Source organism: Streptomyces tubbatahanensis, from assembly GCF_022699385.1.
GTDB lineage: Bacteria > Actinomycetota > Actinomycetes > Streptomycetales > Streptomycetaceae > Streptomyces > Streptomyces diacarni.
Map to the genome: position 1 here is coordinate 5,277,098 of NZ_CP093846.1, position 23,345 is coordinate 5,300,442.

Here is a 23,345-nt window from a genome sequence, read left to right on the forward strand (position 1 = left end):
TCACGCATCTCCCTCTGACGGAGGTGAAGCCCCGCCCGCCGCTTCGGCGGCGTAGCTCGGCCACCCCTGAACGGCCCGGCATGCTGGCTTGCCCACCCCACCCGGCGGCCTGTGTGCGGGGCTTCTATGTGGATGCGGTGGCGGTGACTCCGGGGCTGGCGCCCAGCCGCTGCCTTTGCGGCACTGCGGGCGGCCCGACTGTCCCCGCCGGGACCGGCGCCCCAGCGCCGCAGCCCGGACGGGGCAGGCAGGGCCGCCAAGCTGCGTCTCGGCTGAAACTGCCCAGCCTTCAGCTGTTCGTCCGCCTACGGCCGGGGAAGTGTCGGGCCATGGATTCAAACGGTGACGCTCAAGCTGCAGCTCGGGAGTTGGCACGTCGAGCGCAGGAGATGAGGTTCACTGCTGCCCGAAGGGCATGGCGGAAGCTTCTTTGGAAGCTCACTGACGGGGAGTTCGGCCGCACTGGGCCATGGAAGGACCGGAGATGCGGTGCTTACGAGCGCGAAGGTTGGCGCGTACGAGCGGCTGGGCTGGACGACGACAATGCTTTCGCGGTCACCTACTGGGTGTGCAGGCGATGCCGCCGGGGATGGGTGGTGTGGCCGTATACCGCACCTCAGTACCTGCGATGTGGCCTGGCCTGTGCTGGCCTCGCAGCTCTGCGCGCTGACAATCCGGGGGTGGCTTGGCACACCCTGGGCGGACACGATCGGGACGCCCTCCCATTTTGGGAGTCGGTTGGTGCCGGCGTCCCAGGTGGCTACGAACCGCGCAAGCCGTGTGAGCACGACCCCCAGCGCCTTGGGCACAGCAGCGCTTGAGGCGCACGCTCCTCACTGGGGGCATGGAGCTTGCTCCGGTTGGTGTCCGTGGGCCCGCAGGGGAACCGGCGGCCAAGGTTGGGATGTACTGCTCTCAGCGGCTGACGCGTTGGCCGTCCGGGAGTGCTTCCTCTGCACAGTACCTTCTGATTACAAGCTGTGGACAGCTCAAACATCTACGGTCGGAGCGGTCGCACGAGCGGCGACTACAGGGGCCAGCGACTGCCAACGCTGGGTGGAGTTGCTGTACTTCGCTGCTGTACTGCACTGACCCCCAGACGGCGGCCAAGCCTTGAGATCGACCTTCGACTGGGCGCCACCGGCCGCTGATGGCTACTCAGGGGCGCAGAGGTACGGGGTTGTTGGCGTCAGAATGGGCGTCAACAGTGTGCCTCCTCTACCCTGCTCGACTCTCAGATCATCTTGGTGTGCGTCTGGGCAGGGGCTCTCGTGTTCAGAGGACACGCTGGGCTCAGAGACCAAGCTGAGACCTACGGCATACAACCGTTAGCCCCTCATGTACGTCTAAAATCTATCAATACCACTTAAGAACGTCCTACCGTATAGCGTTGGAGTACCGAATGAACCGCGATCGGTTTGAGCTAGCTCTCAAGCAACTTTCGTCTCATGACGGATTCCTGTTCGAGCAATTGGCCTCCGCATTTGCTGTCATTGAGTTTGGCGAACTGCGAACAGTGGCATCAGTGGGCGGCGATGGTGGTAGGGATGCGATTCTTTACTCATCCGTTGACGACAGTGCGGTTATCTTTCAATACTCGGTAACCACGGACTATGCGGGAAAGATCCTACGTACAGCCAAGAGGCTAGCAACGACGACACCCGATGCCAGAGAACTCATCTACGTCACCAATCAAGAGATTGGCACAAAGGTGGACGAAGCAAAGAGGAGGTTGAGGAGGGAATATAAGCTTTCTCTCGATGTCTGGGATAGAGGATGGTTTCTGGATCGGGTAAACCTGCACTCACAGACAGAAGAGGCAGCCGAGTCACTGGCAAGAATCAAAGTCGACCCCCTTGCTGCTGCCGCCCTCTCCCGTACGCGTTCACTTCCGTCTCTTTCATCCGATGAGGAGCGAGAAGCTGCCTTTTTCCTAGAGCTTAATTATGGTGATGAAGATCGGCATAAGGGGCTCACTAAAGTCGGCTTCGACTCGCTTGTCAGAGCGGCTCTGCGCCAGACGGATTCCGGTAATCGCATGTCGCGTTCCGATGTGCATGAACGCGTTTCGCGGATGCTCCCTGCAGGTCGCGATTATAACGTCGCTATTGACAGCTCCTTGAAGCGTCTTTCCAAGGGGGCGATTCGCCACTGGGCCCGAGCAGACGAATTCTGCCTATCTCACGAATCGGTTTTGAGGCTACGGGAAAAGATGGGCTCGTATGTATTGATTCAACAAGAGTTCAAGGATGCGGTGCAAAGTAGAGTGCTCGATATGGCTGCCATGGAGGGAGAATCTCTGTCGTCCTCCGAGTCCGCAAGTGCTGTCGATCTTGTTGAGATGACGCTCGATCGGATTCTTCTCGAACGAGGTAAGTCATTTGCAGAAGCTCTCATCACATCGAGAGTGTCTGATTATCAGTCGGAAAGCATTGAGCCGATGCTTGAACGTGCGATTCGCGCAATGGCGAAGAAGCCCTCAGGGAAGTCTCGAAGAATCGTTTCTTATGTGATTTCCTCGATTATTAGCGACTCAACGGGGGCGGTGCGTGAGTATATGCGTGGTCGCCTAGAATCTTATACCCTCTTCTCGCTCTTGCAGGCCACGCCTGATGTGCAGAAAACAGTGGTCAAACTATTCAGCGGTGGCACTATTTGGCTCGATGCCAACCTGATTCTTCCAGTAGTGGCAGAGGATCTGGCGGAGGAGAAAGACAGATCCTATACGCGCATGTTGGAAGCTGCGCGAACCTGCGGCATCTCGCTGCGTGTCACGAGAGGCGTTGTGGAAGAGCTCTCCTCTCACATGAGAAGGTCCCTCGCATACGCACGCGTCGTGGGGCAGGGGAAGGCATGGGACGGGGACGTTCCTTTCCTTGCTTCAGCACATGCGGCTAGCGGGGAACCCGCCGGCGCATTGGGAAGTTGGTTGGAACGCTTTCGAGGTACGGAGCAACCGATTGAGGATGTATTGGAATACCTTGAAGAGGTTCATGGGGTTCGTGTAAAGGATCTACATGACGAAGCTGAGGCGGTAGATGTAGAGATCAGGGGTGCTGTCCAGGAGATTTGGTACGAAGCTAGGGCACGGAGGACTCAGAAGTTCTCGCCTGCAACCATCCAGGTGCTGGTAAATCATGACGTGGAATGCTATCTGGGTGTGGTTCACAGGCGAAGGAGGGAAAATCGTAGCCCGTTGGGATTCAATTCCTGGTGGCTTACTCTTGACGGTACTGCCTTCAAGATGCACGGGTTTCTGAAGGAGAGGCTTGTGCAAGATCCCCCTTCGCCCCCCGTGATGAGTCCGGACTTCCTTTTGAGGTACTTGGAGCTTGGGCCTCTCCGCGCGCAAGTCTCAAATGACATGCGCCACGAATTGCCGGTAATGCTGGATGTCTCATTCTTGGAAGGGGTATCGCCGCACATAATGCAGGTGGTAGAGAAAGTTCGGGTGGAGCATGGAAATCTGCCCGGATATGTGCTGCGCAGGAAGATCAGAGACACAGTGAATCGGCTTAAGTCAGAGAGGGGGAGGATCGCTGAAGGTGGGGTCGCCCTGGTAGAGCAAGAGGTGCTTGAAAGTATCAACGCAAAAGAATAGAAGATGGGTGCTGGGATTTCCCGTCGTAAGGTCGGTGGAGCGGCTTTGGGCTGGAGCTGGCTTGGGGCGAGAGATCGGGGGCTCGTAAGCTTCCCGCGACTCGGGCAGTCTCCTGACCTGCCCGCAATAGCCCGAAGTGAGCCCCCGATCTTAGAGGCTCGCCCCAAGGTGGCTGCCTAAAGCCGTGGAGCCGACCGGTCCTGCCGGCGCCTTCCCTCTCTTCTGGCTGGCGCCCGCGCGCGGAACGGCGGCCGGGCCGGAGCGGGGCGAAGACAGGAGCGTCGGCCCGGCGGCGAGCCGGGCCGCGCGGCGAGCGGAGCGAGCCCTTGAAGACGTAGAGAAAGTTTGAGCCACGGCGGTTGGGTCGGTCACCGACGCCTTCCACGTGCGGCTCGAAGCACCTCAGCCAGAGCCCTAAGGATCGCGGGTCGTTCTCCGGGTGAACTGCCCGAAAGCGCGATCAGGGCGAGGATGACGAAGCAGATTGGCCCTGAGAGTGTCACAGCTACGAGGGGCCACAGTGGTGTATCGATGGGCACCAGCAACCTCCGGTGCTCGACTGTTTGCAGCCGAGGCAGACGAATGCAGCTGAAGCCCCGCGCCAGTGGACCCACGGTCTCCAATTTCTATGACGCCATGCGGCGGCGTATTTGTAAGCATCACGGTGGGGTGTTGGGTGATCAGCGTGCCACTGGCTCACGCCGATCAGAGCCACAGTGAATGCCGTTTTCCCCGTGGACCTCGGAGCCCACCCTATCGCAGGCTGAGCTTGGACTACAGGTTGAAGCTCAACTCAGAGTCACCGCCGGGGAGGTGGACCTCCTCAACCGCGAGAGGGGTCGACGCTCCGTTGCCCACTAGGCGGAGGATCTGCAGGAGCGGTACACCCTCGGCCAGGCGCAGGGCGTTGGCCTGGTCGGGCAACGGCATACGCGTACGTACGTACTCCGTGAAGCTCAGCTGATGCCCCAGCGCGGCCAGTGCCCCGTACAGCTCTGGCGCCGGTGGGGGAGCTTCCTCCTCGTACTTCGTGCCGACCAGCACGGAGAACGGGACGTAGGTGCGGTGGAGTTGGCGGAGGCGGCCGTTGTCGGCGGTCTGGAGGGCGTCGTACGTGTAGAGCGGCTCGCCCGGCGGGATGCGCAGCATTTCCGCGAGCGCTAGCGGGGCGTCCGTGCGGGTTGCTGTCTGGGGTTCGGCGTCCGTCCAGCGGATGCCGTCGGCCTCGACGTACCGGCCATCAGATGTACGGCGGACTCCGCGCGGGCGCGTGACGCTGGGGCGGCCGTGGAGTGAGCGGACGAAGGCGCCACGTCCGGCCATGACCTCGACCAGCCCTGATGCGCGGAGTTCTGCGATGCCCTGGCGCACGGTCGGCCGGGTCACCCCGAACTGCTCCGCGAGCTTGTCTTCCGAGGGGACGGGCCGGCCTTCCTGGAAGGTGCCGTTGAGGATGCCCTCGCGCAAGTAGTCCGCGACCTGGCGGTACTTGGGCTGTTTCTGCTGCTGGCTGCGCTTCTGCGTCGGCATCGGGGCTCCGTTGGGGTGGCTGGTTCGTCAGCTCGTACAGAGTCTCTCACTTCATGTCGGTTGACAACCCGTACTACGGGTTGCACTCTGGTCGTGCTGCACCCGTAGTACGGGTTGTAAAGCAAGGCGAAGGAAGGTCCTTCGGAGCCACAGACATGGAGGTCAAGCAGTGGCAGTCCTGCCGATCGATACAGCGAAGTACACCGGGATCATCTGCGCCGTTCCGCCTGCTCCCCGCATCGCGGACAGGGAGACGGGACGCGTCCGGGTGGACCGGGACACCGGCAAGACCGTGTACCAGGTCGGTCTGTGCCTGATGTCGGCCACGTCCGCCGACCTGGTCAACGTGAACGTCCCCGGCGAACCGGCCGGGGTGCAGAACGGGCAGCCGGTCCAGGTCCGGGACCTGGTCGCCGTGCCCTGGGAGAACGACGGGCGACACGGCATCGCCTACCGCGCCGCCGAGATCAAGCCCCTTGCGGCGACTCCCGCCCCGGCCGCGGGTGGTAAGGGGGCCGGCCAGTGATCCTCTCGGCAACCGCGTCCGCTGACTCAGCCGGTACCGGCTGGTCGGGCTGGGTGCTGGTGGTGGCCGCCGCGCTGGTGTCGGGTCTGCTCATCGCAGGCCCGGCCCTGCGCCGCCGCTGGCCGGTGGCCTGGTGGGTGTGCCTGGGATTCCCGGCCGCATGGCTGCGGGTCGTACGTACCTGGCGACCGCTCATGGCCGGCTGCGGCCTGGCGTTGAGCCGTAAGGCGGCGCTCACCGTGGTCTCGGGGCTCGTCGGCAACGGCGCACCGCCGCCCCAACCGCGCGTACCGCGCCGGGGACTCATTCGGCCGACGGCCGGCGGCTTCTGCCTCTTGGTCCGGCTGTTGCCGGGGCAGGTGCCCGACGACTTCGCCAAGGTGGCTCCGGCCATGGCTCACAACTGGGAGGTCCACGCCGTTCGGGTGAGCGAGAGTCGGCCCGGCGTCGTACGGATCGTCGCCTCCGCGTCCGATCCGCTCAAGGAACCGCGTCTTCCTCGACAGCGCGGGACGGGGCAGATGCTCCGGGTGGTCGTCGGCGTGTTGGAGACCGGTACGCGATGGGTCATGGACCTGCGGCAGATTCCGCACTGGCTCATCGTGGGCGCGACCCGTTCCGGCAAGTCCACGCTCATCAACGCGCTCGTCGCCGGACTCGCCCGACAGCCGGTCGCCCTGGTCGGCATCGACTGCGAGGGCGGTATGGAGCTCTCGCTATACCGGCCTCGGCTGTCCGCCCTGGCGACCAACCGGGCGCAGGCGGTGAAGCTGCTGGGCTCGTTGGTCGACCTGACCTTGGACCGGATGACGCTCTGCCGGGAGGCGCGCGTTCGGAACGTCTGGGGGCTGCCGGAGAAGAAGCGGCCGGTGCCGATCGTCGTGATCGTGGACGAGCTGGCGGAGCTCTTCCTCGTCGCCAGCCGCAGCGAGAAAGAGGAGGCGCAGGCGGCGGGGACGGCGCTGATCCGGCTCGCGCAACTCGGGGCGGCGCTCGGGGTCTTCCTCGTCGTGGCCGGCCAGCGGGTCGGCTCCGACCTTGGCCCCGGCGTCACGGCCCTGCGCGCACAGCTCGGCGGCCGTGTCTGCCATCGGGTCGCCGACCCGGGCACGGCGGAGATGGCCCTCGGCGACCTCAATCCGGACGCCCTGCACGCGGCGCAGTCCATATCTCCGGAAGCGGCCGGAACGGCCGTGCTGGCCTCGGCGGACGGCTGGGATCGCGCCCGGTCGTACCTGGTCTCGGAAGAGGAAGCGGAACGCGTCGCGGAGGAGTACGCGGACCTCACGCCGTATCTGCCGGAGCTGGTCGGCGCGGGCGAAGAACCGTCCGTCGTGCGGCTGGACCGGATCGACCCGAACGACCTCGACGACTGAAGGGCGAGATCCGTGCTGCTGTCCATCTCGGCCGTGCTGCTGCTCGGCCTGCTGATCGCCCTGTTACTGCGCATCCGCTATCTGCGCTGGCTGGAGGTCCTGCTCTGCACGACGTTTGGCTTTCTGCTCGCCAAGTCCGCTGTCGGGCCGGTGTTTCAGCTCGTGCTGGAAGGCGTCGGCGGCTTTCTCGGCGGACTCCGCTTCTGACGAATCGAAAGGAGAGACGTACCCATGAACGGCTACACGATCAAGGCGGCTGGTGATCGAGAGGCAGTCATCAGGGGACTCCGTGATCTCGCGGATTTCCTCGCCGCCCACCCGGACGTACTTCCGCCGGCGTACCCCTCGGTCGGCGTCCTTGTCGGCGCGGACGACGAGGAGGCGCGGCGAGAGAGCCCGGAACGCGCGGCTACGCCGCTCGGCGTCCCGGTAGAGGAACTGGGAGACGGCTTTCTCTCGGCCGATCTCCACTTCGGCCCGCTGCGCTACTACGTCGCAGCCGTACCGCCCGAGGGGCGCAAGTGAGCCCCGCAGTGACGGGCTCCCGACGGGGCGCGAAGTCGCCAAACCCGACCCCGTCAGGAACCCACTCCATCCGCCACGTAAGCAGTGAAAGGAGTAGCCCCACCTTGTCCACCGCGCATCGATCGCGCAAATTCTCTCGCCCCTGGTGTGAGCTGTACGAGGAGGAACAGCCCACCTGCGCTGGCCGCGAACCGGTCGTCCTCGTCGGGACGGATGACGAGGAACGGCACGTGTGCCCCGGGCACGCCGCTGCCCTGTGGCTGACCGAGCCGACGCTCCGCTTCTCCGCCAAGACCCGGCCGGAGGCCATCGCCGCCGTGATGCGGCAGGCGTTCGGGGGTGCGGGATGACCATCGAGACTCCTACTCAGAGCGGAGTCGGGGCGCTGCTGGAGCGGGCGGCGTCGCCGGGCTTCGACGGCTGGCGCCGGAACGTCCTCCGGCTGGGTGGGTGCACCAACCCGGTGCACCTCGTCGGCTCCGCCACCCTCGTCGACCAGGCGACGGGGGAGGCTCTGCGCTCGTTCACCTCGGACGAGTACGGCGGGCGGCTCCTCGTCGCCTGCGGGAACCGTCGGGCCTCGGTCTGCCCGGTCTGCGCCGCCCTCTACCGCGCGGACACGTATCAGCTCATCCGCGCGGGCCTGGTCGGTGGGAAGGAGACTCCGGCCGGCGTCGGCGGCCACCCTCGGGTGTTCGCCACGCTCACCGCTCCCGGCTTCGGGCCGGTGCACACTCGACGCGAGCGTGACGGCCGGGTTCGTGCCTGCCGTCCGCGCAAAGCGGGGGAGTGGTGCCCGCACGGGCTCCCCGTGGGGTGTCGCGCGCGCCATGCGGAGGATGACCGGCGGCTCGGCGAACCACTGTGCCCGCGCTGCTACGACTATGCGGGCGCCGTGCTGTGGCAGGCGCAGGCGGGGGAGCTGTGGCACCGGTTCGCGCTGGAGCTGCGGCGGGTACTCGCTCGGCGGGGTGGTCTCTCGCGTACGGAGTTTGCGGAGGCTGTTCGTCTCTCCTACGCCAAGGTCGCGGAGTACCAGCGACGCGGGCTGATCCACTTCCATGTCGTCATCCGCCTCGACGGTCCGGAGGGGCCGGAGACGGCTCCGCCTGGCTGGGTGACCACGGGCCTGCTCGCGGACGCGGTGCGGGAGGCTGCGGGCCTCGTCCGGCTCGTTGCCCGTGGTGCCGATGTGGTCGGGCGTCGGGTGCTGCGCTTCGGTCGACAGATCGACATCCGACCGATCGCGGCCTTCGATGCGGGGGAGCGGCTGACATCTTCAGCTGTCGCGGGCTACATCGCGAAGTACGCGACCAAGGGAGCCGAGTCGGCCGGCGCCGTTGACGGGCGGATTCACCAAGCGACGGACCTGCCGTTGCTGCCTGTACGGGATCACACGCTCCGCATGATCGGTACGTGCTGGCGGCTCGGTGGCCTGGAGCCGTTCGAGTCACTGCGATTGCGGCGCTGGGCGCACATGCTCGGCTATCGCGGCCACTTCTCCACGAAGTCTCGGCGCTACTCGACCACCCTGACCGCTCTGCGCTCCGCTCGGGCGGAGCATCGGGCCCAGGAGCAGCGAGACGCCTTCGGCTTCGGGGACCGGCCCACGCTTCTCGTCGGCCAGTGGCGGTATGCGGGGCGTGGCTACAGCCCGGAAGCGGCCCTCGTCGCGGAGTCCGTGCGAACGGGAGGTGTCTCCCATGACGCGTGACCGGCTGATGACCGTTCCGGAGGTCCTGGAGGAGCTGGGCGGCGTCTCCCGGCGGACGTTCTATCGCTGGCGGGAGGTCGGCCGGGGGCCGGCCGCGATCAAGCTGCCGAACGGTGAACTTCGTATCTGGCGCTCGGAATTCCTGGCATGGCTGCGCACGTACGAGGAGGTGCCCGCGTGAAGTCCCAAGACGTACGGATCTGGGAAATCCGTCGCAACAAGTCCAGTAAGCGACCCTCGTACGAGGTGCGGTGGAAGGTCGCCGGAAAGCCCCTCTCCAAGACCTTCCGGACTAAGGCGCTGGCCGACAGCTTCCGTTCCGGCCTGGTGAAGGCCTCGCGCGCGGGTGAGGGTTTCGACACGGACACCGGACTGCCGGACTCGCTGACCGAGGCTGCGCCGTCTTCGACGTGGTTCGCGTTCGCCAAGAAGTACGTCGAGATGAAGTGGCCGCACGCGGCGCCGAACTCGCGGGACAGCATGAACGAGACGCTCGCGGCCGTCACAGCGGTCCTCACCGCGGACCGGTCTGGTCGGCCCTCGGGTGCGGTGCTGCGTCGCGCGCTGCGTGGTTGGGCGTTCGTCCTCGCCACACCGGACGAGGAGTCCGAGATTCCCAAGGAGATCGCGAACGCCCTTGCGTGGGTCGGCAAGGCGTCGCTCCCGCTGGCCGACCTCAAGCAGCCGGCGACGATGCGACGCGCCCTCGACGGGATCACGCTCAAGCTGGACGGTTCGCCGGCGGCTGCCGAGACCGTACGGCGCAAGCGTGCAGTGCTCTCCAACGTGATGCGTTACGCGGTCGAGTTGGGCGAGCTGCCGGAAAACCCGATGGCGGCCGTCCAGTGGCAGCCACCGAAGATCGCCAAGCAGGTGGACCGTCGCGTCGTGCTCAACCCCCGACAGGCGCGGGAGCTGCTGACGGCTCTGTCGTACGTGGGCCTGTACAGCCGCGCCCGTGGGCGGCGCATGGTCGCGTTGTTCGCGTGCATGTACTACGGCGGGCTTCGTCCTGCGGAAGCGGTTGGTCTGCGTGCGCAGGACTGCGAGCTGCCGGACAAGGGTTGGGGGCTGCTCCACCTCCACCGCACGCGACCCACCGCGGGTAAGCGCTGGACCGGTACGGGTGAGGTGCACGACGACCGGGGGCTGAAGAACCGGTCCCGTGAGGAGGTGCGCTCGGTCCCGATCCCGCCTCGACTGGTCACGATCCTTCGCGAGCACCAGGAGGAGTTCGGCAAGGCTGACGACGGCCGGCTGTTCCGCAACGAGCGGGGCGGCGTGCTCGGCTCCTCGTCCTACTCCCGTACGTGGGAGGAAGCGCGGGCCCTGGCGCTCACCCCGGAACAGGTGGCGTCGCCGCTCGCGGGCACCCCGTACGACCTCCGTCACGCGGCACTGTCGTCCTGGCTGAACGCCGGAGTCGATCCTACGGAGGTCGCCGAACGCGCCGGCAACAGCGTGGACGTACTGCTGAGCCGCTACGCGAAGTGCCTCGACGGGCGCCAGGAGCTCGCCAACCGTCGAGTGGAGGCGCTGCTAGGTAACGAAGACGGAGAGGACGGGGGCGACGAGGGGTAGGCCCTCAACCTCACTCTCCCCTCACTCGCAGCCCCCGGGAAGCCATCCCGGGGGCTTCCTCATGTCCGGGACTGACCAGCGAAAACGCCCCCGGTTCCATCCCACGAATACGCCGTGAACGCCGACAACGAGCCGCCTACGCCCGCATCGCCCTGCACACACGACAAACGCCCCGCGCCAGCGAAGCGGCTGGTCGCAGGGCGTTTCGGCACCTCATCAGAAGTACCCCCGGCAGGATTCGAACCTGCGCACACGGCTCCGGAGGCCGTTGCTCTATCCCCTGAGCTACGGGGGCGTGCCGTTTGGGCGGCGACAGGTAGAACAGTACCAGGTCACCGGTGGTGGGGTGGAAATCGGTGGGGGTGGGGTGCGGGAGGGGCGGTGGAAATGGGCAAAAGCCGGACGCGGAGGGAGGGGCGCGCCTAGGCTTCTGGGTGTGCCAGGTATGTCCGGCCGGGTGCTGGTTGTCGACGACAGCAGCGTCATCCGGCAGTTGATCAGGGTCAACCTCGAGCTTGAGGGCTTCGAGGTGGTGACCGCCGCCGACGGTGCCGAGTGCCTGGATGTGGTGCACCGTGTCCAGCCCGACGTGGTGACGCTCGATGCGGTGATGCCGCGTCTGGACGGTGTGCGGACGGCGGAGCGGCTGCGGGCCGATCCGCGGACGCGGCACCTGCCGCTCGCGCTCGTGAGTGCGTGCACCGAGTTGGAGAGCGAGGGTGTGGTCGGTGGGGAGAGAGGTGTGGACGTCTTTTTGTCGAAGCCGTTCGAGCCTGCCGAGCTGGTGCGGATGGTGCGTCGGCTGATGCACGGGAGGCCGGATCCCGCCGTGGAGGGCGAGGGCGGCGGCCGGGGGGCCGTGACCGAGGCCGTCGAGCCGTAGCCCGTCACAGACCTGTCCCCGAGGCGCCCCCCCCCGAGGCGGCCCCCCGAGGCGGCCCCCTCCGACGGGCGCCCGCTCTGGGGGCCGCGCGCGGTGATCGGTGCGCAGCTGTGTGTGGTCGGCGATGTCGCGTGCGGCTCCGGTGGCGTCCAGGGGGCGAAACCGGCTCGCGCGTACCCACCCCACCTCCCATACGCTTGCTCTGTGACACCCGCCCAGCTCTCGCGCATCATCCGGCACGTGCTGTGCCGTGCGCTCCGCGACGATCTCGAAGGTGTGCGGGATGTGCCCGTCGTCGTCGAGTCACCGCCGCGGCGGGGAGGCGGGGACTACGCGACAGGGGTCGCCTTCCGGGTTGCCGCCCTCACCGGGCGCTCTCCGCGCGAGATCGCGGAACTGGTCTGCGCGCGCCTGGTCGAGCCCGCGGCGGGTCGGTATGACGCGACAAGTCGGTGTGACGTGACAAGTCGGTGTGACGCGACAAGCCGGTGTGACGCGACAAGTCAGCGTGACGTGACAAGCCGGTGCGAGGCGGCAAGCCGGCGCGGCGCCACAGGAGAGACGCCTCCCGCGGGGGCGGCCCCCAAGCCCCTCATCGCCGATGCCCGCGTCGTCGGTGGCGGGTTCGTCAACGTCACTCTGACCCCGCGGGCCCGCGCCGCGCTCGTGCGCGGCCTGGTCGCGGGGCGGCCGGCCGGGGCGCCGGATCCCGTGGCGGAGCCCGGTGTCGTGCCGAGCGACGCGCCCGCCCGTGACATCTCCCGGTGGGCGGAGTGCACCGGGGAGAGTCCCGCGGCGCTCGCGGTCCGTACGGAACGTGCGAGTTCGCTGTTCCGGGTGCAGTACGCCCACGCGCGCAGCTGCTCGCTGCTGCGGAACGGGAGTCGGCTCGGTGTGGAGCCGGTCGCCGAGGACGCGGAGCCGCTGGTGCCCGCGGGCGCCAGGCTGCTGGCGTTGCTGGCGGATCGGGCGCGGGTCACGGCGCCTGCCCGGCTGGCGCGCCACCTCGACGCGGTGGCGGCCGCCTTCGCGGTGTTCCAGGAGACGGCTGAGCCGTTGCCGCGCGGTGAGGAGAAACCCGGGGCCGCCCACCGCGGCCGGCTGGCCCTCGCCGAGGCCACCGGAGCGGTGCTGGCCGGCGGCCTGTCCCAGCTCGGCGTCACCGCACCCGCACACATCTGAGACGTACAAGGGACACAGGGACTCCAGATCATGAGCCGTTCCGCACACCCCGCAGGACCCCGCCACGGCGACGTCCTCCCCGAGGGGCATTTCACCGCGCCGCCCGCCGACCTCAACGCGCTGGACCCGCGCGTGTGGGCGCAGACCGTCGCACGTACCGGCGAGGGCGCCGTCGCGGTGGGCGGGCTGGACGTCCGTGCGCTCGCGGAGGAGTTCGGCACGCCTGCGTACGTGCTGGACGAGGCGGACTTCCGGGCCCGCTGCCGTGCGTGGCGGGACGCCTTCGGACAGGATGCCGACGTCTTCTACGCGGGCAAGGCCTTCCTCTCGCGCGCGGTCGTGCGCTGGCTGCACGAGGAGGGGCTGAACCTCGACGTGTGTTCGGGGGGCGAGCTGGCGACCGCGCTGGCTGCCGGGATGCCGCCGGAGCGCATCGCGCTGCACGGCAACAACAAGTCGACCGAGGAGATCGCCCGGGCTGTCGAGGCCGGGGTGGGCCGGATCGTGCTGGACTCCTTCCAGGAGATCGCCCGCGTCGCGCACGTCGCCAGGGCGCTGGGGCGGCGGCAGCCGGTGCAGATCCGTGTGACGGTGGGTGTGGAGGCGCACACGCACGAGTTCATCGCGACCGCGCACGAGGACCAGAAGTTCGGTCTGGCGCTCGCCGGGGGCCAGGCGGCCGAGGCGGTGCGCCGGGTGCTGGGGCTGGAGAGCCTGGAGCTGACGGGTATCCACTCGCACATCGGCTCGCAGATCTTCGACATGGCGGGCTTTGAGGTGTCGGCCCGCCGCGTGGTGGGACTGCTGACCGAGGTGCGGGACGAGCACGGGGTGGAGCTGCCGGAGATCGACCTGGGCGGCGGTCTGGGGATCGCGTACACGCCCGAGGACGATCCGCGTGAGCCGCACGAGATCGCCAAGGCGCTCGGGGACATCGTGACCCGCGAGTGCGAGGCGGCGGGGCTTGCGGTGCCGCGGCTGTCGGTGGAGCCGGGGCGGGCGATCGTGGGGCCGACGGCGTTCACGCTGTACGAGGTCGGCACGCTCAAGGAGCTGGAGGGGCTGCGGACGTACGTGAGCGTGGACGGCGGCATGTCCGACAACATCCGCACGGCGCTCTACGACGCCGAGTACACGGTGGCGCTGGTCTCCCGTTCGTCCGAGGCGGAACCGATGCTCAGCCGGGTGGTCGGCAAGCACTGCGAGAGCGGTGACATCGTGGTGCGGGACGCGTTCCTGCCGGCCGACCTGGCGCCCGGGGACCTGCTGGCCGTGCCGGCCACGGGCGCGTACTGCCGGTCGATGGCCAGCAACTACAACCACGCGCTGCGTCCGCCGGTGGTCGCCGTGCGGGACGGGCAGGCGCGGGAGATCGTGCGGCGCGAGACGGAGGAGGATCTCCTGCGGCTCGATGTCGGCTAGCGAGATACACGTCCCACATACGAGATATACGTCCCACATACTGGACCGGGCGTGGAATCTCCGGTCCGGTAAGTGAGACTTGAGCACCGGCAGCTGTGCTCGGGGACAGACGGACGTCAGACGGAAACCAGCCGGAATACAGACGGAAAAAGAGGTCGAATGATGCGTACGCGTCCGCTGAAGGTGGCGCTGCTGGGCTGTGGGGTCGTCGGCTCAGAGGTGGCACGCATCATGACGACGCACGCGGACGACCTCGCCCAGCGGATCGGCGCCCCCCTCGAACTGGCGGGGGTCGCCGTCCGCCGTCCCGACCGCGTCCGTGCGGGCATCGACCCCGGCCTGGTCACCACCGACGCGGCGGCGCTGGCGGCCCGCGAGGACGTCGACGTCGCGGTCGAGGTCATCGGCGGCATCGAGCCCGCGCGCTCCCTGATCACCTCGGCGTTCGAGCACGGCGCCAGCGTCGTGACGGCGAACAAGGCGCTGCTGGCCGAGGACGGCGCGACGCTCCACGAGTCCGCCGAGAAGCACGGCGTCGACCTCTACTACGAGGCGGCCGTGGCCGCCGCCATCCCGCTGGTGCGGCCGCTGCGCGAGTCGCTGGCCGGTGACGAGGTGGGCCGTGTCCTGGGCATCGTCAACGGCACCACCAACTTCATCCTCGACCGCATGGAGTCCACAGGGGCGGGCTACAGCGAGGCGCTGGACGAGGCGACCGCGCTCGGTTACGCGGAGGCCGACCCCACCGCCGACGTGGAGGGCTTCGACGCGGCCGCCAAGGCGGCCATCCTCGCCGGTATCGCCTTTCACACCCGGGTGCGCCTGGACGACGTGCACCGCGAGGGTCTGGCCGACGTGACGGCCGCCGACATCGCCTCCGCGAAGCGCATGGGCTGCACCGTCAAGCTGCTGGCCATCTGCGAGCGCGCGGCGGACGGCCGCTCGGTGACGGCGCGGGTGCACCCCGCGATGATCCCGCTCAGCCATCCGCTGGCCTCGGTGCGCGAGGCGTACAACGCGGTCTTCGTCGAGTCGGAGGCGGCCGGGCAGCTGATGTTCTACGGCCCCGGCGCGGGCGGCTCGCCCACCGCCTCGGCCGTGCTCGGCGACCTGGTGGCCGCCTGCCGCAACAAGCTCAGCGGCGGCAGGGGGCCCGGCGAGTCGGCGTACGCGCAGCTGCCGGTTTCCCCAATGGGCGAGGTGGTCACCCGTTACCACATCAGCCTGGACGTCGCCGACAAACCCGGCGTCCTCGCGCAGGTCGCAACCGTCTTCGCCGAGCACGGCGTCTCCATCGACACCGTGCGCCAGAAGGGGAAGGAAGGACCGCACGACGGGGCCTGGCTCGTCGTCGTCACCCACCGGGCCCCTGACGCGGCGCTCAGCGCCACCGTCGAGGCACTGCGCAGTCTCGACACGGTGCGCGGGGTGGCCAGCATCATGCGGGTCGAGGGTGAGTGAGCATGCGCGACGTTCCGCACTCGCGCGTGAGGGCGACGCCCCCGCGCGCCGTGCGGTGTGCAGCGCGAACAGCCCGGCGCGGTGGGCAGCGCCGGACAAGGGTCAGTAAGGGAGCCAAGGAACAGTGACCGTCATGGAGCCTGAGATGTCTCAGATCCCCGAAGAGGCGTCCGCGCCCGCCGCCCGTGGTGCGGGTCGTCCGCAGTGGCGCGGCATCATCGAGGAGTACCGGGACCGTCTCCCGGTCGCTCCCGACACCACTCCCGTCACGCTCCGCGAGGGCGGTACGCCGCTGGTGCCCGCCCGGGTGCTGTCCGACCTGACCGGCTGCGACGTGCACCTGAAGGTGGAGGGCGCCAACCCCACCGGGTCCTTCAAGGACCGCGGGATGACGATGGCGATCACCCGCGCCAAGGAGGAGGGCGCACAGGCCGTCATCTGCGCCTCCACGGGCAACACCTCCGCGTCGGCCGCCGCGTACGCGGTACGGGCCGGCATGGTCTGCGCCGTCCTGGTGCCGCAGGGCAAGATCGCGCTGGGCAAGATGGGCCAGGCGCTGGTGCACGGCGCCAAGATCCTCCAGGTGGACGGCAACTTCGACGACTGTCTGGAGCTGGCCCGCGGCCTCTCGGACAAGTACCCGGTCTCGCTGGTCAATTCGGTCAACCCGGTCCGGATCGAGGGGCAGAAGACCGCGGCGTTCGAGATCGTCGACATGCTCGGCGACGCGCCCGACATCCACGTCCTGCCGGTGGGCAACGCGGGCAACATCACGGCCTACTGGAAGGGCTACCGGGAGTACCACGAGACCGGGCCCGCCACCCGTGCGCCGCGCATGTGGGGTTACCAGGCGTCCGGCGCGGCGCCGATCGTGCGCGGCGAGGCCGTCACGGAGCCGAGCACCATCGCCACCGCCATCCGGATCGGCAATCCGGCCTCTTGGACGCTGGCAGAGCAGGCGCGCGACGAGTCGGCCGGCTTCATCGACATGGTGACCGACCGTCAGATCCTGCGCGCCTACCGCCTGTTGGCAGCCCAGGAGGGTGTATTCGTGGAGCCCGCCTCGGCCGCTTCGGTCGCCGGGCTGATCCAGGCGAGTGAGGAGGGCAAGGTCGAACCGGGGCAGCGCATCGTGTGCACCGTCACCGGCAACGGCCTCAAGGATCCGGACTGGGCGGTGGCCGGTGCGCCGCAGCCCATCGTCGTCCCCGTCGACGCCGACGCGGCGGCCGAGCGCCTCGGCCTGGCCTGAGCCGCGCCGGGGCCCGCCCGCGTGCGGCCACGCCCGCGTGCGGCCACGCCCGCGTGCGGCCACGCCCACGGGCGTCCGGTCGCCCACGGGCGTCCGGTCGCCCACGGGCGGCGGGCCGCGGGGGAGTCGCCGCCGCAGGCGGAAGAAACGTATCCCCTCGGGCCGCAGCCGCAGCCGCAGCCGCAGCCGCCGCGTCCCGGCCGCAGCCCGCGGCCCCTCCTGGCTGGGACGCAGGCCCGGCGAGGAGGGGCACGTCCAGCGCCGAGGGGACACTGCCCCGTCCCGAAGGGACATGGCCCCGCTCCGCCGGATGCGGGTCCGTGCCGCCCGGATGCGGGTCCGTGCCGCCCGGACGCGGGTCCGTCCCGCCCGGACGCGGGTCCGTCCCGCACGGAGGCGGGCTCCCGTGGCGGACTCCGCCGGACGGGGCACGGCCCCGTCCGACCCGCTCCGCACGGACATACCGTGCGGAAGCACGGAGAGGCTCACGACACGCATCGTGCGCCTCCCGTGCGCCCTATGTCGTCAGCGAACCCACCTTCGATAGGCTGAGTTTCACCCCGACCCCCGTAACGTCCCCGCAGCGGGACCTGTGCGGTGCGGTGGCCTGTCCGGCACAGCCATGGTCTCCGGCGCAGCCACGGTCTGGGGAGCTCCGCACAACCGAACCAAGGAGTGTCATCGGAAGATGGCCGGTCCCGCGTTCCGCGCCGCCGCCGTCCGGGTGCGCGTCCCCGCCACCAGTGCCAACCTCGGCCCCGGCTTCGACACCCTGGGCCTCGCCCTGGGGCTCTACGACGACGTGGTCGTCCGTGTCGCCGACTCCGGCGTGCACATCGATATCGCAGGGGAGGGCGCCGAGACGCTGCCCCGCGACGAGAACCACCTGCTCGTCCGCTCGCTGCGCACCGCCTTCGACCTGCTGGGCGGGCAGCCGCGCGGCCTGGAGATCGTGTGTGCGAACCGCATTCCGCACGGCCGCGGCCTCGGCTCCTCCTCCGCGGCGATCTGCGCGGGCGTGATGGCGGCCCGCGCCGTGACCACCGGCGGTGAGGCCCGTCTGGACGACACCGCGCTGCTGGAGCTGGCCACCGAGATCGAGGGCCACCCCGACAACGTGGCCGCCTGTCTGCTCGGCGGTTTCACGCTGGCGTGGACCGACGGCGGTGCGGCGCGTGCGGTGAGGATGGAGCCTGCCGCGTCGCTCGTCCCGGTGGTCTTCGTCCCTGCGAAACCCCTGCTCACGCAGACCGCGCGGGGGCTGCTCCCGCGCGCCGTTCCGCACGTGGACGCGGCCTTCAACGCGGGGCGCGCCGCGCTGCTCGTCGAGGCGATGACGCGCCGCCCCGAGCTGCTGCTGGCCGCCACCGAGGACCGGCTGCACCAGGAGTACCGCGCCCCGGCCATGACCGAGAGCGCCGACCTGGTCGGCCGGCTGCGGGCCGAGGGCGTCCCGGCCGTCATCTCCGGAGCGGGCCCGACGGTGCTCGCGCTGGCCGCCGACGAGGGCGAGGCCGACAAGGTCTCCCGGCTGGCGGGCGAGGGCTGGACGGCCAACCGGCTGGCTCTCGACGCGGCGGGGGCCAGCGTGCTGCCGCTGTCGGCGGGCCCCGCAGGCGGTTCCCCCGGCTCCGAGGGCGGGAGCGGGAGCGGCGTCGCCGTGGGTGGCGGCTCCCTCGCCCAGGGTGCCGGGCGAGCGCCGGGGGGATCGGGCGACGAGCCCCGGTGACACCGGGTTGCGGATCTTCGAGAGGGGGAATGTTTGTTGGATCCGGTAGTGTTAACCTCAAGTCTGCACTCGCAGTCTCGTGGACCTCGCACAGAAAAGTGCGATGGTTCGAGGAGTGCGGTGCTTGCGTGTTCCCCTGGCAGCCCCAGCAGGGGCCACCTCTTCTTCCAGGAGCCCCCCGTATTGCTCGGATCACTGTCGGGCAGGGGCGAACACGCTCCGGAGCCGACGTGAAGGACATCCATGTCGAGGCTTCACGCCGAACCCACGTACTGATCTCCCCGCCGTACATCGAGGCGGGACCACCGCCCCGGCGAAGTTCCCCAGCACAGGACCACAGCCGGACAGCACAACCGGTCGCCGAGCCAGACTGGCCGACGTCCGCTCCAGGGAAGGACCCTTCGTGAGCGACACCACCGATCTGATGGGCGTGAACGCCGATACCGCAGCCGACGGTGCCGCGGCGCCCGCCGCTACGGACGCTTCCGCCGCGCCTGCGGCCTCCGGTGCCGCACCCAGGCGTCGGCGCTCCGGCACGGGGCTCGAGGGCATGGTGCTGGCCGAGCTCCAGCAGGTCGCCTCCAGCCTCGGCATCAGGGGCACCGCCCGGATGCGCAAGAGCCAGCTGATCGAGGTCATCAAGGAGCGCCAGGCGGGCGGCAGTTCGCAAGGCGCCTCCGAGCCGGACGGCAAGAGCGCCAAGCCCGCCGACAGCAAGGACAGCAAGGAGGGCAAGGCCGCCAAGCCCGCCGGGGACCAGGCGGCCAAGGACGCCAAGTCCCCCGAGGGCGGCGAGCCGGCCGCCGAGCAGAAGCCGAAGCGCCGCGCAACCTCGCGGACCCGTACGGGCGATGCCGAGGCCGCGCAGCAGCCGCAGGGCGGTCAGCAGCAGATCGACATCCCCGGGCAGACCGAGGGCGATGCCAAGGCGGCCCAGGAGGGCGGCCGGGCGCGCCGCGCCAAGGGCGACTCCGCGGACGCCGCCGAGGGCCGCGGCGACGCCAAGTCCAGCGGTGACAGCGGCCGGCAGGACGGCAAGGACGCCAGGGCCGAGCGGCCCGACAAGGACGGCGGCAAGGGCGGCCCCTCCGGCGACGGCAAGCAGCAGCAGGACCGCCCCTCCAAGCGGGACCGCCAGCGTGACCGCGACCGCGACCGCAACCGCGGCAAGAACGACGGCGGCAACCAGCAGAACCAGTCGGGTGGCGGTGGCGGTGGCGGCCGCCGGGACGAGGCCTTCGACGACGACGGCGGCGGTGGCCGCCGCGGGCGCCGGGGCCGCTACCGCGACCGCAGGGGCCGTCGCGGCGGCCGTGAGGACTTCGAGCCGCAGATCGCCGAGGACGACGTCCTGATCCCGGTCGCCGGCATCCTCGACATCCTCGACAACTACGCGTTCGTGCGCACCTCCGGCTACCTGCCGGGCCCGAACGACGTGTACGTCTCGCTCGCCCAGGTCCGCAAGAACGGCCTGCGCAAGGGCGACCACGTCACCGGTGCGGTGCGGCAGCCGCGTGAGGGGGAGCGGCGCGAGAAGTTCAACGCGCTGGTCCGTCTCGACTCGGTCAACGGGATGTCGCCCGAGGACGGCAAGGGCCGCTCGGAGTTCAACAAGCTGACCCCGCTCTACCCGCAGGAGCGGCTGCGTCTGGAGACGGAGCCGAACCAGCTCACCTCGCGGATCATCGACCTGGTCTCGCCGGTCGGCAAGGGCCAGCGCGGTCTGATCGTGGCCCCGCCGAAGGCGGGCAAGACGACGGTGCTGCAGTCGATCGCGAACTCGATCACGCGGAACAACCCCGAGTGCCACCTGATGGTCGTCCTGGTGGACGAGCGTCCCGAAGAGGTCACCGACATGCAGCGGTCGGTCAAGGGCGAGGTCATCTCCTCGACCTTCGACCGCCCGGCCGAGGACCACACCACCATCGCCGAGCTGGCCATCGAGCGTGCCAAGCGGCTGGTGGAGCTGGGCCACGACGTGGTGATCCTGCTGGACAACATCACCCGCCTCGCCCGCGCCTACAACCTGGCGGCGCCGGCCTCGGGCCGCATCCTGTCCGGTGGTGTGGACTCCACGGCGCTGTACCCGCCGAAGAAGTTCTTCGGCGCGGCGCGCAACATCGAGGACGGCGGCTCCCTGACGATCCTCGCGGCGGCGCTGGTGGAGACCGGCTCCCGCATGGAGGAGGTCATCTTCGAGGAGTTCAAGGGCACCGGCAACATGGAGCTCAAGCTCGACCGGAAGCTCGCCGAGAAGCGGATCTTCCCCGCGGTGGACGTGGACCAGTCCGGTACCCGCAAGGAGGAGATCCTCATGGCGAACGAGGAGCTCCAGATCGTCTGGAAGCTGCGGCGCGTGCTGCACGCGCTGGACCAGCAGCAGGCCATCGAGCTGCTGCTGGACAAGATGAAGCAGACGAAGTCCAACGCGGAGTTCCTGCTCCAGATCCAGAAGACGACTCCGACGCCCAACGGCCAGGACTGAAGGTCCAAGGCCGCTCGCGCGGGCGCCCCGCGCGGGGGCGTCGCCCGGACGGATCACGGCGAGGGCCGTTCCACCACGTACGGTGGAACGGCCCTCGCCGTCTGTTCTGGCTGCTCGGAGCCCGGTTCCTCGGCGCTGAGAGCTTGCCCACAGGCCCGCTGGGCTCCGCGGCGGTCTCAGCTCGCCGGGCGCGGGTACGTCGTCGCAGGTAAAACGGGACCAGGGGCGAGATGTGGGCCCGTTGACGCGCCGCTGTCCCGCCGCGCGCGGCCGACGCGCGTGGTGACGCGTTGTGCAACCCTTCCGGCGAGACCCAGCGTCCAGACAGGACAAAGCGTCCACACAGGACACACGCCACGAGCAGGACTGAGGGAAGTGACAATGGCGGGCGACAGCTACGAGGGCGACACGGCGGCAGGAGGCCGCTCCCGGGGCATACGTGCCTCGGGCCGTCGCCGCAGGCCGCGCAGCGGGCGTCGGCGCGCCATGCGAGCCGCCGCCTGGACCGTGGCGGGCGCGGTCGTGCTCGGCGGTACCAGTCTCGGGTTCGTCTATTTCAAGCTGGACGGCAACATCTCCGGCGTCGACATCAACGCGGCCCTGGGGACGGACCGGCCCGAGGACGTGCCGAACGGCTCGATGGACATACTCGTCCTCGGCTCGGACACCCGCGCGGGTGACAACGCGAAGTACGGCCAGGACCAGGGCGGGGCCCGCTCGGACACGGCGATGGTGCTGCACATCAACGAGCAGCACGACAAGGCGTCGGTCGTCTCGATACCCCGGGACACGCTGGTGCGGCGCCCGGCGTGCAAGGGCGACGCCTCGGAGGGCCACAAGAACGTTCCGGCGCAGCGGGCCATGTTCAACAGCGCCTACGAGGTCGGCGGCCCCGCGTGCGCGGTCAAGACGGTCGAGTCCCTCTCCGGCGTACGGATGGACCACTACCTCGAGGTGGACTTCGCGGGCTTCAAGAAGCTCATCAACACCCTCGGCGGGGTCGAGATGACCACCTCCAAGCCGATCCACGACAAGAACAGCCACCTCAACCTCCAGGCCGGCACCCACCAGCTCAGCGGCGAGCAGTCGCTCGGTCTGGTGCGTACCAGGCACGGCGTCGGAGACGGCAGCGACCTGGGGCGCATCCAGCTCCAGCAGGCGTTCGTGAAGGCCCTCATCGACCAGGTCAACAGCGTCGGGCTCTTCAGCAGCCCGAAGAAGCTCTACGACTTGGCCGACACCGCGACCTCGGCGCTCACCACCGACTCGGAGCTGGACTCGGTCGGTGATCTGACCGGCATGGCCAAGATGCTCAAGGGCATCAAGTCCGACGACATCCAGATGACGACGCTGCCGGTCCAGTACGACCCGGCCAACCCCAACCGGGTGGTCCAGATCGACTCCAAGACCGACAAGGTGTGGCGGGCGCTCCGGCACGACAACCCGGTGCCGAAGTCGGCGACCAAGGGCTCGGCGGGCGACCAGACCGACATAGGCGGTGTGGTCGGCGGCAAGAAGGCCGCCAGGGCGGCGGCCGAGGAGCGGACCGGACGCTGAGGGGCCGCCTCGCGGCGGACCCGGGTGCCCGGGGAATACCGGGCGCGGCCCCCCGGTTTTGGGGGGTGCGGCAACCAGTGGCAAACTGGACCGTCGGCCCCGGTTCACGGGAAACAACCCGTCTCCCGACCCGGTGCCCTCCCGAACCTAGGAGTGACCTTGAAGCGCGACATCCACCCCGAGTACCGCGAGACCCAGGTGAGCTGCACCTGCGGCAACTCGTTCACCACGCGCAGCACCATGCCGGAAGGCGTCGTCCGCGCCGACATCTGCTCGGCCTGCCACCCCTTCTACACCGGCAAGCAGAAGATCCTCGACACCGGTGGCCGCGTGGCCCGTTTCGAGGCGCGCTTCGGCAAGAACGCCGGCACCGCCAAGAAGTAGCGACACCGCAGCGCCGGTCCGCGGCTGCCCCGTGCCGGGCAGCCCGGCCCGGCGCTCTTTTGGTGCTCGGCGCCCGGAGCGCGCCGCCTGCCCGGCTGCGGCGCACGGCCCTCCCGGGCGCCGCACGTCTTCCGTAA

The 23,345-nt window shown here is 69.0% G+C and carries 19 protein-coding genes, 1 tRNA gene and 1 pseudogene; 19 read left to right on the forward strand and 2 right to left on the reverse strand.

Annotation, left to right across the window (positions count from 1 at the left end; all coding sequences use genetic code 11):
• The first annotated feature begins 1,402 nt into the window (after nt 1-1,402).
• Entirely contained in the window at nt 1,403-3,601 is a 2,199-nt protein-coding gene (locus MMF93_RS22840) for a hypothetical protein (RefSeq protein WP_242754391.1), read from the forward strand.
• Between the two features lie 774 nt (nt 3,602-4,375).
• Here the strand turns inward: MMF93_RS22840 and MMF93_RS22845 are convergent.
• Nucleotides 4,376-5,131, reverse strand: a complete 756-nt coding sequence (locus MMF93_RS22845; protein WP_242754393.1) for a GntR family transcriptional regulator — start codon at nt 5,129-5,131, stop codon at nt 4,376-4,378.
• 169 nt (nt 5,132-5,300) lie between these two features.
• Here MMF93_RS22845 and MMF93_RS22850 point away from each other — a divergent pair, with 169 nt between their 5' ends.
• From MMF93_RS22850 to MMF93_RS22885, 8 genes are all read left to right on the forward strand, one after another.
• Nucleotides 5,301-5,657, forward strand: coding sequence for an SCO3933 family regulatory protein (locus MMF93_RS22850; protein WP_242754395.1), 357 nt, complete (start codon nt 5,301-5,303; stop codon nt 5,655-5,657).
• Nucleotides 5,654-7,033: an FtsK/SpoIIIE domain-containing protein gene (locus MMF93_RS22855; RefSeq protein ID WP_242754398.1), complete on the forward strand. Its 1,380-nt coding sequence runs from the start codon at nt 5,654-5,656 to the stop codon at nt 7,031-7,033. The genes MMF93_RS22850 and MMF93_RS22855 overlap by 4 nt, the downstream gene beginning before the upstream one ends.
• A 12-nt stretch (nt 7,034-7,045) precedes the next feature.
• Nucleotides 7,046-7,240: a hypothetical protein gene (locus MMF93_RS22860; RefSeq protein WP_242754400.1), complete on the forward strand. Its 195-nt coding sequence runs from the start codon at nt 7,046-7,048 to the stop codon at nt 7,238-7,240.
• Between the two features lie 24 nt (nt 7,241-7,264).
• A complete protein-coding gene (locus tag MMF93_RS22865; protein ID WP_242754401.1) occupies nt 7,265-7,558 on the forward strand; it encodes a hypothetical protein in 294 nt (97 codons plus the stop codon).
• A 104-nt stretch (nt 7,559-7,662) separates the two neighbouring features.
• On the forward strand, nt 7,663-7,908 hold the full coding sequence (locus MMF93_RS22870; protein ID WP_242754402.1) for a hypothetical protein: 246 nt from the start codon (nt 7,663-7,665) through the stop codon (nt 7,906-7,908).
• Nucleotides 7,905-9,272, forward strand: coding sequence for a replication initiator (locus tag MMF93_RS22875; RefSeq protein WP_242754403.1), 1,368 nt, complete (start codon nt 7,905-7,907; stop codon nt 9,270-9,272). The genes MMF93_RS22870 and MMF93_RS22875 overlap by 4 nt, the downstream gene beginning before the upstream one ends.
• Nucleotides 9,262-9,453, forward strand: a complete 192-nt coding sequence (locus tag MMF93_RS22880; RefSeq protein ID WP_242754404.1) for a helix-turn-helix transcriptional regulator — start codon at nt 9,262-9,264, stop codon at nt 9,451-9,453. Before MMF93_RS22875 ends, MMF93_RS22880 begins: the two co-directional genes overlap by 11 nt.
• Entirely contained in the window at nt 9,450-10,853 is a 1,404-nt protein-coding gene (locus MMF93_RS22885) for a tyrosine-type recombinase/integrase (protein ID WP_242754405.1), read from the forward strand. The genes MMF93_RS22880 and MMF93_RS22885 overlap by 4 nt, the downstream gene beginning before the upstream one ends.
• A gap of 223 nt (nt 10,854-11,076) precedes the next feature.
• Here the strand turns inward: MMF93_RS22885 and MMF93_RS22890 are convergent.
• Nucleotides 11,077-11,148, reverse strand: a tRNA-Arg gene (locus MMF93_RS22890).
• 150 nt (nt 11,149-11,298) lie between these two features.
• Between MMF93_RS22890 and MMF93_RS22895 the strand changes: the two genes are divergently transcribed.
• The 10 genes and pseudogenes from MMF93_RS22895 (at nt 11,299) to rpmE (ending at nt 23,208) form a co-directional block, all read left to right on the forward strand.
• Nucleotides 11,299-11,736, forward strand: a complete 438-nt coding sequence (locus MMF93_RS22895) for a response regulator (RefSeq protein ID WP_242757722.1) — start codon at nt 11,299-11,301, stop codon at nt 11,734-11,736.
• 240 nt (nt 11,737-11,976) lie between these two features.
• Nucleotides 11,977-12,144: pseudogene (locus MMF93_RS33405) on the forward strand (DALR anticodon-binding domain-containing protein); the annotation flags it as partial.
• A 105-nt stretch (nt 12,145-12,249) separates the two neighbouring features.
• Complete coding sequence (locus MMF93_RS22905) at nt 12,250-12,918, forward strand: DALR anticodon-binding domain-containing protein (RefSeq protein WP_242757723.1); 669 nt, start codon at nt 12,250-12,252, stop codon at nt 12,916-12,918.
• Between the two features lie 30 nt (nt 12,919-12,948).
• The gene (lysA, locus tag MMF93_RS22910; RefSeq protein ID WP_242754406.1) at nt 12,949-14,340 is read left to right on the forward strand and encodes a diaminopimelate decarboxylase; all 1,392 of its coding nucleotides are present in this window, start codon (nt 12,949-12,951) and stop codon (nt 14,338-14,340) included.
• A gap of 162 nt (nt 14,341-14,502) precedes the next feature.
• Entirely contained in the window at nt 14,503-15,801 is a 1,299-nt protein-coding gene (locus MMF93_RS22915) for a homoserine dehydrogenase (RefSeq protein ID WP_242754408.1), read from the forward strand.
• Between the two features lie 145 nt (nt 15,802-15,946).
• Nucleotides 15,947-17,053 (forward strand): threonine synthase, encoded by a 1,107-nt coding sequence (gene thrC, locus MMF93_RS22920; protein ID WP_114024266.1) that lies wholly within the window; start codon nt 15,947-15,949, stop codon nt 17,051-17,053.
• A 688-nt stretch (nt 17,054-17,741) separates the two neighbouring features.
• Nucleotides 17,742-18,782: a homoserine kinase gene (gene thrB / locus MMF93_RS22925; RefSeq protein WP_242754410.1), complete on the forward strand. Its 1,041-nt coding sequence runs from the start codon at nt 17,742-17,744 to the stop codon at nt 18,780-18,782.
• A gap of 403 nt (nt 18,783-19,185) precedes the next feature.
• Nucleotides 19,186-21,267 carry a transcription termination factor Rho gene (gene rho / locus MMF93_RS22930; protein WP_242754412.1) on the forward strand — a complete coding sequence of 694 codons (2,082 nt, stop codon included), beginning with the start codon at nt 19,186-19,188 and terminating at the stop codon, nt 21,265-21,267.
• A gap of 381 nt (nt 21,268-21,648) precedes the next feature.
• Nucleotides 21,649-22,824: an LCP family protein gene (locus MMF93_RS22935; protein ID WP_242754414.1), complete on the forward strand. Its 1,176-nt coding sequence runs from the start codon at nt 21,649-21,651 to the stop codon at nt 22,822-22,824.
• Between the two features lie 159 nt (nt 22,825-22,983).
• Nucleotides 22,984-23,208, forward strand: coding sequence for a 50S ribosomal protein L31 (gene rpmE / locus MMF93_RS22940; RefSeq protein ID WP_114024267.1), 225 nt, complete (start codon nt 22,984-22,986; stop codon nt 23,206-23,208).
• The last annotated feature ends 137 nt before the right edge of the window (nt 23,209-23,345 follow it).